The sequence below is a fragment of the Bradyrhizobium sp. CCBAU 53351 genome, assembly GCF_015291745.1.
In the GTDB taxonomy this organism is placed as follows: domain Bacteria; phylum Pseudomonadota; class Alphaproteobacteria; order Rhizobiales; family Xanthobacteraceae; genus Bradyrhizobium.
The window spans coordinates 6,063,517-6,077,973 of the sequence record NZ_CP030059.1 but is presented as its reverse complement, the minus strand read 5'-3'; the positions used below and the strand labels follow the sequence as shown (position 1 = coordinate 6,077,973).

General features: G+C 63.9%; 12 protein-coding genes. 9 read left to right on the top strand and 3 right to left on the bottom strand.

What is annotated here, in order from left to right; all coding sequences use genetic code 11:
- Positions 1-44 precede the first annotated feature (44 nt).
- Both XH83_RS28915 and XH83_RS28910 read left to right on the top strand, forming a co-directional pair.
- Positions 45-560 carry a hypothetical protein gene (locus XH83_RS28915; protein ID WP_194404027.1) on the top strand — a complete coding sequence of 172 codons (516 nt, stop codon included), beginning with the start codon at positions 45-47 and terminating at the stop codon, positions 558-560.
- A 315-nt stretch (positions 561-875) separates the two neighbouring features.
- Positions 876-4,250, top strand: a complete 3,375-nt coding sequence (locus XH83_RS28910) for an adenylate/guanylate cyclase domain-containing protein (RefSeq protein WP_194404026.1) — start codon at positions 876-878, stop codon at positions 4,248-4,250.
- Between the two features lie 3 nt (positions 4,251-4,253).
- On the opposite strand, the gene XH83_RS28905 is transcribed toward XH83_RS28910, so the two are convergent.
- Entirely contained in the window at positions 4,254-5,477 is a 1,224-nt protein-coding gene (locus XH83_RS28905) for a polyhydroxyalkanoate depolymerase (RefSeq protein WP_194404025.1), read from the bottom strand.
- 159 nt (positions 5,478-5,636) lie between these two features.
- Between XH83_RS28905 and XH83_RS28900 the strand changes: the two genes are divergently transcribed.
- Entirely contained in the window at positions 5,637-6,293 is a 657-nt protein-coding gene (locus XH83_RS28900) for a glutathione S-transferase family protein (protein WP_194404024.1), read from the top strand.
- Between the two features lie 280 nt (positions 6,294-6,573).
- Here the strand turns inward: XH83_RS28900 and XH83_RS28895 are convergent, their stop codons facing one another.
- On the bottom strand, positions 6,574-6,798 hold the full coding sequence (locus tag XH83_RS28895) for a hypothetical protein (RefSeq protein ID WP_194404023.1): 225 nt from the start codon (positions 6,796-6,798) through the stop codon (positions 6,574-6,576).
- Between the two features lie 184 nt (positions 6,799-6,982).
- On the opposite strand from XH83_RS28895, the gene XH83_RS28890 reads away from it, so the two are divergent.
- Entirely contained in the window at positions 6,983-7,339 is a 357-nt protein-coding gene (locus XH83_RS28890) for a hypothetical protein (RefSeq protein WP_194404022.1), read from the top strand.
- 9 nt (positions 7,340-7,348) lie between these two features.
- On the opposite strand, the gene XH83_RS28885 is transcribed toward XH83_RS28890, so the two are convergent.
- Entirely contained in the window at positions 7,349-8,452 is a 1,104-nt protein-coding gene (locus tag XH83_RS28885) for a mandelate racemase/muconate lactonizing enzyme family protein (RefSeq protein WP_194404021.1), read from the bottom strand.
- 170 nt (positions 8,453-8,622) lie between these two features.
- On the opposite strand from XH83_RS28885, the gene XH83_RS28880 reads away from it, so the two are divergent.
- From XH83_RS28880 to XH83_RS28860, 5 genes are all read left to right on the top strand, one after another.
- Complete coding sequence (locus XH83_RS28880) at positions 8,623-9,456, top strand: AraC family transcriptional regulator (RefSeq protein ID WP_194404020.1); 834 nt, start codon at positions 8,623-8,625, stop codon at positions 9,454-9,456.
- A gap of 140 nt (positions 9,457-9,596) precedes the next feature.
- Entirely contained in the window at positions 9,597-10,523 is a 927-nt protein-coding gene (locus tag XH83_RS28875) for an SMP-30/gluconolactonase/LRE family protein (protein WP_194404019.1), read from the top strand.
- A gap of 140 nt (positions 10,524-10,663) precedes the next feature.
- Positions 10,664-11,257: a GNAT family N-acetyltransferase gene (locus XH83_RS28870; RefSeq protein ID WP_194408433.1), complete on the top strand. Its 594-nt coding sequence runs from the start codon at positions 10,664-10,666 to the stop codon at positions 11,255-11,257.
- A gap of 16 nt (positions 11,258-11,273) precedes the next feature.
- Positions 11,274-12,920 carry a GMC family oxidoreductase gene (locus tag XH83_RS28865; protein ID WP_194404018.1) on the top strand — a complete coding sequence of 549 codons (1,647 nt, stop codon included), beginning with the start codon at positions 11,274-11,276 and terminating at the stop codon, positions 12,918-12,920.
- 166 nt (positions 12,921-13,086) lie between these two features.
- Entirely contained in the window at positions 13,087-13,587 is a 501-nt protein-coding gene (locus tag XH83_RS28860) for an Imm42 family immunity protein (RefSeq protein WP_194404017.1), read from the top strand.
- Positions 13,588-14,457 lie beyond the last annotated feature (870 nt).

The following is a 14,457-nucleotide window of genomic DNA, read 5'->3' as shown; positions in this document are numbered from 1 at the left end:
TCGGGTCGGCCGGTAGGCTGCCACTTACTCAGAAGGAGCCCCCGATGAAGATAAGCAGCGCATTTTCCAACGCATTTTCCCTCACAAGGCACGTCGGCAGTCTTCGGATCCCTCGTTCCCGTCTGATCAAGTCGGCTCATCTCCTTGAAAGAATTGGACTGGCAGCCGTTGGAGCCTCTTGCGGCCTCTATGTGGGTGCGACCCTGTTGCGTCAGAAAGGCGGACTGTTTGAAAGCGGCTGGATCGTGCTGATAACAATGCTTTACGGAGCTCTCAGCTATTATGTCGGCATCGACTTGGCCGGCAATGTCGCACGGAAGTCGAGATCGAGCATCTCGGAAGAATGGAACGGTTCCGAGCCGGCCGAGATCATGAGTGCAGCCGGAACGTTCGGCGCAGCGATTGCTGCGACTCTGTCCGTCAGCATCCTTGTCCTTGATCAAAATCTGCCCAACGGCCTGATCGCCTTTGTAGCCGGCTGTTGGGTGGTTGGCTCTTCGCTTCAGGTTGCGGCGGGCACGATGGCTCGCAACGACGCAACGCCCATCAACGAGCAATGAAGGGACGTGCGCTCACGGAAAAAGTCCGCTTGACATCGTACGTCAGCGCAAGCCGCAGTGTTGGTTCGGCTTCAGGTCTGGAATGAGCGATGACGGTTCATCGCAACCTCTGCTGTCCAACGCTGCGCGCCAGCGATGCTTGGTAGCGCAGCCGTTCGTATCGAGCAGTATCCCGATCGAAACCGTACCGGTACTGAGTAACCTAGATTTTCGCGCAACAAACAAGACGTGCCATCATGGCGGCGTTGGGATATTCTCCCGCGCGGCCGTGGTCCAGAATTCTGCTAACTGCCAGTCATAAGATCGGTGGGAGCCATGCAGATTGCGGAGTGGCTCGAGAAACTGGGGCTTGGGCAATACGCGGAGCGTTTTGCCCAGAATGGCATCGACGTGGGCATCCTCCCCGAACTGATGGACGAGGACTTCGACAAGCTCGGGGTGCTGCTCGGTCATCGCCGCAAGATGCTGCGTGCCATTGCCGAACTCGATCCAGCCGCGTTGATCGCGTCGCCGTCTCCTCCTCACGACGCCGAGCGGCGCCACCTCACCGTTATGTTTTGCGATCTGGTCGGATCCACCGCACTCTCAGCGCGTCTCGATCCCGAGGATCTGTGGGAAGTGATCCGGGCCTACCGCGTCGCATGCGCGCGCGTCATCGCCGCTTACGACGGTAGGATAGCCAGGTTCGTCGGTGACGGAATCCTCGTCTACTTCGGTTATCCGCGCGCCCACGAAGATGATGCGGAGCGCGCAGTGCGAGCGGGCCTCGATATCATCGCTGCGATTTGCGAGCTCAAGACAGGCGCGGGCGAACGGGTTGAACTTCGGATCGCAATTGCGACCGGGCTCGTGGTGGCCGGCGACCTCATCAGCGGAGATGCGTCAGAGGAACATGCGACCATCGGCGATACGCCGAACCTCGCTGCCCGGCTTCAGAGTCTGGCGGAGCCGGGGGCGGTCGTCGTTGCTTCATCGACACGCCGGCTGCTTGGCGACCTCTTCACCTTCCGCAATCTCGGGCGGCGCGAGGTCAAGGGGATAAGCGAGCCCATCGCGGTCTGGGCGGTGGAAGGAGCGAGCGCATCGGAGAGCCGCTTCGAGGCGGTCCGCGCCGCGCGCTCGATCGGCTTTGTCGGCCGCAAGGACGAGATCGAATTCATTCTCTCGCGCCAGCGGGCGGCATGGCAGGGCTTGGGCCAGATCGTCTTGATTTCCGGCGAAGCGGGCATCGGCAAGTCGCGCATCGTGGCAACATTGTCCGAAAGCCCCTCGCTGGGGACACACCGTCGGGTGCGGTATCAGTGTTCGCCTTATCACACCAACAGCGCACTTCATCCCTTTGTCGCGCAGCTCGATCGCGCCGCCGGAATTCGCTTGCACGACACGCCGGAACAGAAGCTCGACAAGCTCGAGGCCATGCTGGCGCTGGGAACCCAGCAGGTCGCCCGAGCAACCCCGCTGATCGCGGCTCTGCTTTCGATTTCCATTGGCGACCGTTACCCGCCCCTCGGCTTGAGCCCGGCGCAGCAGCGCAGACAGACGTTTGCCGCTCTTCTCGATCAGCTTGAGGGATTGGCGCGAGGCCAGCCTCTGCTGCTCATCTGCGAGGATATGCATTGGGCCGATGCCACGACGCTCGAACTGTTCGATCTCGCGGTCGATCGGATCAGGGCCCTGCCGATACTTGTGCTCATGACATCCCGGCCGGAGTTCGAGCCCTCCTGGTCGGGCCTTGCCAACGTCAGTCTGTTGCGGCTCGACCGGCTCGACCGACAGGACACGCGCGCGCTGGTGGAGCAGGTGGTCGTCGGCCGCCAGCTGCCACGCGAGATGATGGAGCAGATCATCGACAAGACCGATGGCATCCCGCTGTTCGTCGAGGAATTGACCAAGATGGTGCTGGAGTCCGGCTTGCTCGTCGAGGATGCCGGACGCTACCGGCTGAACAGTCCGCTGCCGCCGCTTGCCATCCCTGCGACGCTGCAGGATTCGCTGATGGCGCGGCTCGACCGGCTCGCTCCGGTCAAGGAGGTGGCACAGATAGGCGCGGCCATCGGCCGCGACTTTTCGTACGCGCTGCTGAAGACCGTGGCAGGACGCGATGATCTGACCCTGAGCGCTGCGCTGGCACAGCTTGAAGAGGCCGAATTGCTCTTGCGCCGTGGGACTCCGCCCGAAGCAAATTATAGTTTCAAGCATGCCCTCGTTCAGGAAGCGGCCTACGAGAGCCTGCTCAAGAGCAAACGGCAGGTGCTTCACACGCGAATTGGCGAGATCCTGCGCGAGAACTTTCCAGCCGTTGCCGAGACCGAGCCGGAAGTCCTGGCGCATCACTTCACTGAGGCGGGGCTGAGCGAGGCCGCCCTCGAATGGTGGCGCAAGGCGGGCCAACAGGCACTGAAACGTTCGGCCTATGCCGAAGCGATCGCGCATCTCGGCAAGGCCATTGCGATCGCCGATCAATTGCCTGACGAGCCGCGCCGGATGATGAGCAGGCTGCATCTTCAAATCGCATATGGTCGTGCGCTCCGGGGCAGCCTCGGTCATAGTGCTCCTGAAACGGTTGCGGCATGGACGCGTGCGCGCCAGTTCGCAGCCGACATCGATGATCCCGTTGAGCTCGCGCCGGTGCATTCGGGACTCTTCAATGCCTGCCTGACGCAGGGCGAACTCGCTCCGATGCGGGAGCTGGCGGACGCCATCAGGAGCGCCGCTGACCGACGACCGGACTCGCCGGTGGCCGCCGTCGTTGCCCATTGGGCAGGCGGCGTCACCTGCTGGTTCGCCGGCGATTACTTGAATGCGAGAACGCATCTCGAGCGCGCGCTGGCGGTCTATGGTGCCGAGCCGGATCCCGCGACCTTCAGGGCTTCGGCGTTGGATCTGCCGTTCGTGATCATGAGATTTCTTGCCCTGGTGCTCTGGCCGCTGGGCAGCACCGCTCGAGCGTGCAGGCTCGCCGCGGAAGCGGTGGGTGCTCCGGCAGAAAAACGAGCGCTGTCCCAGGCCAATGCGCTGGTTCATCGCGCAGTGTTCGACGGGGTATGCGGGGGCATGTTGCAGCAAACAGAGACGATCCTGGCGCTCGGTCTCGCGCGCGACCACACGATGCCGCTATACGTGGCCGCGGGCACCTACCTGAATGGCCTGGCCAAGTGGCGTGCCGGCGACCGAATGGCCGGAGTGGCGGACATGCGTCACGGCTGGACCTTGCTGCGCGAGAACGATTGCTATCTCTGCGAACCGTTTTGGGGGATGCACGTCGCCGTTGCGAATGCAGAGCTGGGCCAAGTCGAGACCGGGCTGGACATCCTGAACGAATTGATCGCCGGGACGGCACAATCCGGCCAGCATTGGCTTGATGCCGAGCTGCATCGTGTCCGCGGCAGACTCTTGTCGCGCCATGATCCTTCGGACGTACCCCGTGCCGAAGACGCCCTCGCGCGAGCGCTGGAAATCGCGCGACACCAGCAGACCAGGACTTTCGAGCTGCGCAGCGCGCTCGAACTTGCACGGCTGCACAAGACAAATGGCCGAGCGGATGCGATATCCCGAGTGCTTGATCCCGTGCTCGCTGAATTCGAGGCGGAGCGAAATCTTCCGGAGTTGGTTGAAGCCAGGGAGCTGCTCACGCAGGCGGATGAGGCACGTGACGCTTCCCCTGGCCGGGCGTCTTGGGGCAGGGGATGACGCTCACGAATTGACGTGCACGAAATCACGCAAGAGCGGGTAGATCTCGTTGTTCCAGCGTTTGCCCGAGAACACGCCGTAATGGCCGACCCCGGCCTGCATGTGGTGCACGCGCCGATAGGCGCGCACGCCGGTGCAGAGGTCCTGCGCGGCGAGCGTCTGGCCGATCGAGCAGATGTCGTCCTTCTCGCCCTCGACCGTCATCAGCCCCATGCGGCTGACGGCTTTCGTGTTCACGGGGCGACCGCGATGCATCAGTCTGCCCTGCGGCAGCAGGTGCTCCTGGAACACGTCGCGCACGGTCTCGATGTAGAACTCGGCGGGCAGGTCCATCACCGCGAAATATTCGTCGTAGAAGGTCTTGATGGTCGCGGCCTTGTCCTTCTCGCCCTTGGCGATGTGGTTGGCGAGGTCGAGATGCTGCTTGATGTGGCGCTCGAGATTCATCGAGACGAAGGCGGTGAGCTGCACGAAGCCGGGATAGACCTTGCGCAGCGCGCCACGGCATTGCACCGGCACGTAGTTGATCAGGTTCTGCTCGAACCATTCGATGGGCTTGCTCTTGGCGAATTCGTTGACCCTGGTCGGCTGGATGCGCGTGTCGATGGGACCTGCCATCAGCGTCAGCGTCGCCGGGCGCGAGGGATGGTTGTCCTCGCACATGATGGCGGCGGCCGCGAGCGCCGACACCGAAGGCTGGCAGATCGCGACCATGTGCGGGCGCGGGCCGAGCTGGCCTAAGAAGTCGATCAGGTGCTCGGTGTAGTCGTCGAGCCCGAAGCGGCCCTCGCTGCGCGGGATGTCGCGCGGATTGTGCCAGTCTGTGATGTAGACATCGTGGTCCTGCAGCAGCGTCTGCACGGTGCCGCGCAAGAGGGTCGCGAAATGGCCGGACATCGGCGCCACCAGCAGCATGCGCGGCTGCTCGCCAGCGCCGTCTTTCCTGAAATGCAGCAGCGAGCCGAACGGCGTCGCGTAGGCGATCTCCTCGGTGACGGCCAATTCGCGATTGCCCACCGTCACGCGGTCGATGCCGTAGGCGGGACGGTGATAGGTCAGGGTCGAGCGCGAGATCAGCTCCAGCGCGGCCGACAGACGGCCGACCACCTGGTCCGACATGCCCTGCGGCACCAGATGGAGGAATTTGAGCGCGGACGAGGCCCCCGCGCGCCACGGCGCCGTCAGGTCCATATGGTTCTGAAAGGCCTGATAATACATCGACATCATACTGAAACGCCCATCCGTCCCGCGGTGCTATGCAATAACGACGCCAAGCGGCGGGGTGGACCGCCCGCAAACAAAATTGGCACGTCGCTTGCTGCTCACCTCGCGGCAAGCAGGGCACATCCGCACGCCGGCGGAGAGGCGGGATCAAGGAAGAGCCACATGGCAAAGGCGACGCTGACCATCAGCAGCAAGAACTATTCGTCCTGGTCGCTGCGCGGCTGGTTGCTGGCAAAATTCTCCGGGCTCGATTTCGAGGAGATCGTCACCGCGCCGGACGATCCGTCCGCGCGCGCGGAGATCCTCTTGCTGTCGTCGTCGATCCTGGTGCCGTGCCTGCGGCACGAGGGCGCGGTGGTCTGGGATACGCTGGCGATCGCCGAATATCTCAACGAGGTGATGCCGTCAGCCGGCCTGCTGCCCGATGACCGCATCCAGCGCGCCCATTGCCGCTCGATATCAGGCGAAATCCATTCCGGATTCACCACGCTGCGCGCCTCGCTGCCGGTGAATCTGAAGGGGCGTTTTCCCGGCTTCAAGATCTGGTCGCGCGCGCAGGCCGACATCGACCGCGTCTCGTCGATCTGGCGCGATTGCCTGGAGCAGTCGGGCGGCCCCTTCCTGTTCGGCGCGCAGCGCACCATGGCGGATGCGATGTACGCGCCCGTGGTAACGCGCTTCGTCACCTATGACGTCAAGCTGGAGCCGGTGCTGCAGGCCTATGCCGACACCATCATGGCGATGCCCGAGATGGCCGAATGGATCGCCGCGGCGCGGGAAGAGCCGGCCGAGATCGAGGAGCTCGAGGTCGAATATTAGGCAGGCACGCAGCACCTTGCCTGTTTCGGGGGCGGCAGCGGTTGCACACGTCCGGAGGAGCTATCCCCTTGCTGGAATTAACCTTTGGCGCCGGTGAGCGGTCGATGCCGTTCGCCGCGCCGCACAGATATTGTACGCGCCTGCATTGCCGCATCGACATCTAGCCGTGAACAGCTGCGTACACGGCGATTCGGCTGATTCGGACGTGATTCGTTCGAGCCGCGTTCCGTTGGTTAAAGGCGGAGCGCGGCGCCGTTGCATTTTGGAACAGATATCCGCGTCAGGCAGCCCCGCGCTGCTTCACGCGTGGCAGGCGCCAGCCGATGACGGTGGCTTCGACCGCGATGCCGGCGTCGTGGTTCTGCCAGCGTCCCTCGACATAGCGGCAGGCGAACGGCAGTTGATACGTTCCGCTGTGGTCCTCGCACAGCACTTCGAGCGCCAGGCCCGGCGGTGGTTCTCCGGCGCCGTCGAATTCCGCCAGTCGTCTATCGCGCGTTGCCATTCCAAAAATCTCCCCTAAACAAAGCCGCGGAACGAGCGCCCACTTCTTCCGCGCGCGGATCATCGTTCCCCGTCCGAGGGAACGGACCCAAGCTCAACGCGAGAATGCGGTACGAGTGTGGTAGCCTTTGCCGGCTGCGCGCAAACAGCGCACATTGCCGTGATCGTTTGACGAGGAACTTTTCATGCTGCTTCGAGATGCCGGCATTTGTTTCGCGATATTGCTGCTCGCAACACTGGCGAATGCGCCGGTGCACGCGCAGGACGTGCCCGGCATCGAGATCTGCACGGTCGAAAAGACCATGGAGCGGCGCACCTCCTGCCTGCAGAGCAATGTCGACTTCCTGCAGAAGACGATCACCAAGCTCAATCTCGATCACCAGCAGAAGCTGGATGCGGCGGCTCGCCAGATCGACGCGCTGAAGACGAGCCTTGCCGGTCTGCAGAAGACGATTGGCGATCTCCAGGCCGCGCAAGCGAAGACGGCCGAGGATCTGAAGAAGAAGCAGGACGCGCCGCCGGCCAAGGATGCTGCGAAATAGGCCCGGCGGTCACGCCACCCGATAGCGCTCTATCACGCCGCGATCGGGCTCGTAGCCGAGCCCGGGTCCTGTGGGCACCGCGACATGGCCGGTCGCATCGCTGTCCGCACGGCCGCCCCAGAGGCAAGCCTCGCGCTTGAGATAGAACATCTCGACCAGCCCGTCGTCGCGCGTCGCGAGCAGGTGCAGCGTCGCGAGCAGGCCGGGCCCGAAATAGGGCGAGTGCGGCACGATCTTGACGCCGAGCCGGTCGGCCAGCGCCGCGATCTTCAAGAATTCCGTGATGCCGCCGACCTTGATCACCGACGGCTGGGCGTGGCTCACCGCGCCGGCCTCCATCATCTGGCGGAATTGATAATCCGTGCAGGCATTCTCGCCGGCGGCGATGTCGAGCCCGCCTTTGCGGCGGACCTCGGCGAGCGCGGCAAAGTCTTCCGGCGGCCATATCGGCTCCTCCAGGAACATCGGCCGCGCATCGCGGCATGAGGTTGCGAAGGCGATCGCCTGCTCGGCTGTCAGAGGACAGTTCATGTCGACCATCAGCGGAATGCTAGGTCCGATCGCCTCGCGTGCGGCAAATACCGCCGGCGCCGTGGTCTCATGCAGCTTGATCGCGCCATAGCCGAGCGCGAGCGCCTTCCGGCATTCGGCCGCGATATTGTCGGGCGAGCCGATCCGCAGCAGGCTCGCATAGGCCGGAATCGCCGTGCGCCTGGTCTCGCCGAGCAGCCGATGCAGCGGTACGCCCTCGATCTTGGCGGCAAGGTCCCACAGCGCGATGTCGAGCCCCGAGATCGCGAACATGGTGATGCCGTAGCGGCCGAACAGATGCAGATTGCGCTGGATCTGCTCCATGACGGCGGGAATGCCGGCCGCATCGGGCACCTTCAGCCCGCGCGCCTGTGGCGCGATCATCTCCTCGACCGCGCTGCGCGTGGTGTGCGGGCAGACATAAGCGAACGCATCGCCCCAGCCGGTCAGCCCGGCATCGGTCGTGACCTCCACCAGCACCATGTCGAGGGCTGTGATCGCGGAGGCGCCCTGGCGAAAGCTCGCGACACCGGCATCATAGGGGATGCGGATATGGTGCGCCCGCACATCGGTGATGTCCATGACCCGGTTCCCCTTTCTCGTGAGCGGTTCTGGCGAGTGTAGCTGCGAATGCCGGGGCGTTGCCAGTGGCCATTGGCGGACTATCCTCCCTGTGCCGACCAGCAATGCCGATCAAGCGACGCGGCCGCATGCCGCGCATCATGACCGCGCTTCGTACGAGGACGCCCGCCATGAACCCAGCGCAGCGCGCGCTCTGGTATATCGAGAGCCATCTGGCCGAGCCGATGACGCTCGACGAGATCGCTGCGGTCTCGGGCGTGTCGCGGTTCCACATCGTGCGTGCGTTTGCCGCAGCCACGGGTCTGCCAGTGATCCGTTACGTGCGCGCCCGCCGGTTGACGGAGGCCGCGCGCAACCTGGCGAATGGCGCGCCTGACATTCTGTCGCTGGCGCTGGAGGCCGACTACGGCTCGCACGAAGCATTCACCCGCGCGTTCCGCGACCAGTTCGGCACCACGCCCGAAGCCGTCAGGGCCGCGTCATGCGCCAGCCAGCTCAAGCTCCAGGAGCCCATCCTCATGGATTCCACCATGCTCGACCATCTCGCCCCGCCGCGTTTCGAAGCCGCCAAGGCCTTTCTCGTCGCCGGTCCCGCCGAGCGCATCTCCTGCGACAACGGCGCCATGATCCCGGGCCTGTGGCAGCGCTTCCATCAGGAGGTCGCCGACATTCCCGCGCGGGTCGGTCACGTCGCCTACGGCGTGTGCTGCAACGGCGACGATGCCGGCAATTTCGACTACATCGCCGGCGTGGAGGTCGCTGATTTCTCCGACCTGCCGCGCCGCTTCGGTCGCATCCGCATTCCCGAGCAGCGCTATGCGGTGTTCACCCACACCGACCACGTCGCCTCGATCCGCCGCACCGTCAACACGATCTGGAATCAGTGGTTGCCGGCATCCGGTCTTGCGGCCGCGGACGCGCCGAGCTTCGAGCGCTACGGCGAGGCCTTCGATCCCGCAACCGGCAATGGTGGCTTCGAGATCTGGGTGCCGGTGAGGGAGTAGAGCTTCCGCAACGCTGGCATACCGTCCCGCTTGCTTGGCAAGCCCTGGTGACTTTGTCATAACCCAAGGCAAATCTTGCGTGTGGGGCCCGTGCCGGACATCCCGTGCAAGCCATAACAAGCAGCCGGGAGGGTCTCCACATGTCCAACGTCCGCGTTCTCGCCACCGACCTCGAATTTCCCGAAGGGCCGGTCGTGATGCCGGACGGCTCGGTGGTGCTGGTGGAGATCCGCGGCCAGCGCCTGACGCGGGTCTATCCCGATGGCCGCAAGGAGATCGTCGCGAAAATTCCGGGCGGCCCGAACGGCGCCGCCCTCGGTCCCGACGGCAAGATCTACATCTGCAACAATGGCGGCTTCTCCTGGATCCCGACCCGCAACATGATCATGCCGGGCCCGCAGCCCGACGATTATCTCGGCGGTTCGATCCAGCGCGTCGATCTGCAATCCGGCAAGGTGGAGACCGTCGTGACCAAATGCGGCGCGCACGATCTGCGCGGGCCGAATGATCTGGTGTTCGACAAGCAGGGCGGCCTGTGGTTTTCCGATCTCGGCAAGCGCCGCGCGCGCGAGATGGACGTCGGCGGCATGTACTACCTCAAGCCCGGCATGACCGAGCTCGTCGAGATTGTGCACGGCATCCTGCCGGCGAACGGCATCGGGCTGTCGCCGGATGAGAATACCGTCTACATCGCGGAGACGCCGACCGGCCGGCTCTGGGCCTACGAGCTCTCGGCGCCCGGCACGCTGAAGCCGCGCGACGTGATCTATCGCGGCGAGCGGGGCAAGCCGATCTGCGGCCTCGGCGGCTACCAGATGTTCGACTCGCTCGCGGTGGAAGCCGGCGGCAATGTCTGCGTCGCCACCCTGGTCTCCGGTTGCATCTCGGTGATCGCGCCCGACGGCACGCTGGTCGAGCAGGTCCCGACCGGCGACCGCGTCACCACCAACATCGCCTTCGGCGGCCCCGAGCTGAAGACGGCCTACATCACGCTGTCCGGCAAGGGCGAGCTGGTCGCGATGGACTGGCCGCGCGGCGGAATGCCGTTGAACTTTTTGAACAAGTGACAATCGCGTAAAACGCGATTGTCATCCCGGGGCTATGCGGAGCATAGAACCCGGGATCTCGAGATTCCCCGGTGCGCAATTGCGCATCTGAGGTTCGGCTCTTCGAGCCGCCCCGGAATAACGTCATGAGGAACGATCAAATGCCCTGGCCCGATCCCGTCACCCTGCGTGGACAGCACGCTCGTCTCGAGCCGCTGTCGCAGCAGCATCGCGAGGCTCTGGTCGAGGCCGTCAAGGACGGCGAGCTGTCAAAGCTCTGGTACACGGCGATCCCGCTGCCGGAGAACATGGGCAAGGAGATCGACCGCCGCCTGGCCTTGCAGGCCGCGGGCTCCATGCTGCCGTTCACCGTGTTCGATGCCGGCGGCAATATCGTCGGCATGACCACTTACATGAATATCGATGCCGCGAACCGCCGCGTCGAGATCGGCTCGACCTGGTATGGCAAGAGCGCGCAGCGCGGCCCGCTCAACACGCAATGCAAGCTGCTCTTGCTCCGGCATGCCTTCGAGACGCTGAACTGCATCGCGGTCGAATTCCGCACCCACTTCTTCAACCACCAGAGCCGCCGCGCCATCGAGCGTCTCGGCGCCAAGCAGGACGGCATTTTGCGCAGCCATCAGGTCGCGCCGAACGGCACGCTGCGCGACACCGTCGTGTACAGCATCATTGCGGCGGAGTGGCCGACGGTGCAGGCGCATTTGAATTATCAACTCAACGACAAGCCGCGCTAGGAGCGGCCGAGGCACCATGGACAGATTTGATTATGTGATCATCGGCGCGGGCTCCGCCGGTTGCGTGCTCACCAGCCGGCTCAGCGAAGACCCTGATATCAGCGTCTGCGTGCTGGAGGCCGGGCCGTCCGACTGGCATCCCTACATCCATCTGCCGGCGGGTTTCATCAAGACCTTCCACATGAAGAGCATCAACTGGGCCTACCAGCAGGAGCCGGGGCCCTGGACCGGCGGGCGCAGCATCTACGCGCCGCGCGGCAAGACGCTCGGCGGCTCGTCCTCTATCAACGGCCACATCTATAATCGCGGCCAGCGCATGGATTTCGACACCTGGGCGCAGATGGGCAATCGCGGCTGGGGCTATGCCGACGTGCTGCCTTACTTCAAGCGGCTGGAGAAGCGGGTCGGCGAGGGCGACAACACGTTCCGCGGTCGCGACGGCAAGCTTACCGTCACCACGATGGACTGGCGCGATCCGCTGTGCGAAGCCTTCATGGAAGGCGCGGTCTCGCTCGGCATTCCCCGCAACCCTGACTACAACGGCGCCATACAGGAAGGCGTATCCTACTGCCAGCGCACCATCGACAAGGGCCTGCGCGTTTCAGGTTCGACCGCGTTCCTCAAGCCTGCGATGAAGCGGCCTAACGTGCATGTGCACACCCATGCGCATGCCACCGAGATCATCTTCGAGGGCAAGCGCGCCGTCGGCGTGCGCTACACGAAGGGCGGTCGCGGCGGCACCCCGATCGAAGTGCGCGCCAACAAGGAAGTCATCCTCTCCGGCGGCACCTACAATTCGCCGCAGCTGTTGCAGCTCTCCGGCATCGGCTCGCCGGATCTGCTGCAGCAACACGGCATCGCCGTGCGTCACGCGCTGCCGGTCGGCGAGGGCCTGCAGGACCATTACGCCCCGCGCACGGTGGCGCGGGTCAAGGACATCAAGACCATCAACGAGCTTCGCCGCGGCTTCTCGCTGTGGATCGAGGCGCTGAAATGGGCAACCGCGCGCCGCGGCCTGCTCTCGCTGTCGCCGACCATGGTCTATTGCTTCTGGCACTCCGGCGAGAGCGCGGACTCCTCCGATCTCCAGCTCACCTTCACGCCGGCAAGCTACAAAGAAGGCGTGCAGGGCCAGCTCGAGGACGAGCCCGGCATGACGGTGGCCTCCTGGCAGCAGCGCCCGGAGAGCCGCGGCTATGTCCGCATTCGCTCGAACGATCCGTTCGCACCGCCGATCATCCAGACCAACTACCTCGACGCCGAGCTCGACCGCCGCGTCATCGTCGGCGGCATGAAGCTCGCACGGCGCTTGTTGAAGAGCGCGCCGCTGTCGCCCTATTACGCTTATGAGGATTTCCCCGGCCCCAACATCAACACCGACGACGAATTCCTCGCCGCCGCCACTGAACGCGGCACCACCACCTTCCACCCCGGCTGCACCTGCCGCATGGGCCCGGCGGACAGTAGGTGGGCGGTGGTCGACGACCAGCTCCGCGTCCACGGCCTCGAAGGCCTCCGCGTCATCGACGCCTCGGTGATGCCGCGCATGATCTCGGCGAATTTGAATGCGTCGACCATGATGATCGCCGACCGCGCCTCCGATCTCATCCGCGGCAAGCAGCCGATGGAAGCGGCAAGGATTCCGGACGCCGCGGTGGCGTGAGGTTTCGTAGGGTGGGTTAGCTGTGCGATTGCGCGAAGCGCAATTCGCGCGGCGTAACCCACCACTTCTGCCGATGATGAAACAAAGGAGGTGGGTTACGCTGACGCTAACCCACCCTACGAGCTGATGAGTTTGGCTGTGCATTACCCGACCTACGCGTGTTAGTATGAGCAATCTTGTCGCTCAGTTCGAAATCAGCGAGACGATCGATCAGTGGGTCTACGGCAACTTCGTCCTCGTCGTTGACGGCTTGACAGTCGGAAATCAGGCTGACCGATCTGTTGATCTAAAGGGATGCTTGTCGTGGTGGCGCGACTTCGTCGATCATCCCAGAGATCGTTACGAACCCGGCCTATTCGACGCAAGCAAGGAAACGATATTCTTATTGTTGGCTTCGTCCGTTCTCGAAGCCGAGAGACAGCCTGGAATGTTGCTGGGGGAGTATTACCGGAATACTTTCTCCAGATTCCATATCTCACACCTCGGAATGTCGTCCTTTGACAACGTGACCATGTTGTTCGTGAAGAACGAGCGTGGGCAGGAGCGTTTGGTCTGGAGGATGGGGAGCGGCGACATAGCCGATGCCTATCTTGGAGAGGGCGAGGTTGAGCGGGTATTTGCCGAGGCTGCCGCGACGTTGGAGCAGACGATTGGCCGTCTGACCTAGAAGTCCCGTAGCTGGATGGAGCGCAGCGCAATCCGGGATGACTGCATCCGTTCGCACACCATTGTCAGATTTCGCTTCGCTCCATCCGGGGCCAAGAGCTGTTGCTGCATACATGTGACCCGTCGGGCAAAACACCCGCCACCCCGTCAACCCCTCCCCGCAAAAATATTCCACTTTACCGAAATTCGGAATTGCGGCATACATCGAAACAGCCCGGCCCACGAAGAGGGGCGGTTCGCGAGTCGTTCGAAACGCGGGCCGGGTTGCGGTGGACGCGGCAGCGTCGTGCGCGAGAGGCGTGGGCAGGGCGGGTAGTCCCTGTGAGCCCGAGGCTTCGTGCGGACGAGCGGCGCTGAGCGCGTACGGCAAAACCGTGTGGTCCTGGCCGTCGTTGCTACGGTCAAGCCTTTGCGGAGGTGTGCGCGAGCCCAACCGGGCAGACGGCATCGTCAATTCGCGGGGTGAGGGAGGCCAGAAGGAAAGTTCGGCTCCCGGGAGAGCACGGCATAAGCCGTCCGACCATCGCGCAGGGAAGGCCGGGCGTTCGGCCGCACCTGTATGCCGCTGTGCAGTCCTTTTGCGCTATTTGCGCACAGCGGACCGTGGGTGCCAAGCCGGCACCCGGCCTTCCCTGCGCCCTCTTTCTTGTGAGGGGCGTGATGGAGAGAGCAAAGCTCGGGCGCGCGATGCGCCGCGAAGCTGCGAAGGCGTGTCTGCGACCCAAATGCGAGTTGGAGGATGGCGGCTCCGTCATTGCGAGGAGCGAAGCGACGAAGCAATCCAGAGTGTTTCCGCGGAGGGATTCTGGATTGCTTCGCTGTGCTCGCAATGACGATGTGGAGGCAGCGCGCCACACTCTGCTCTCGTGCC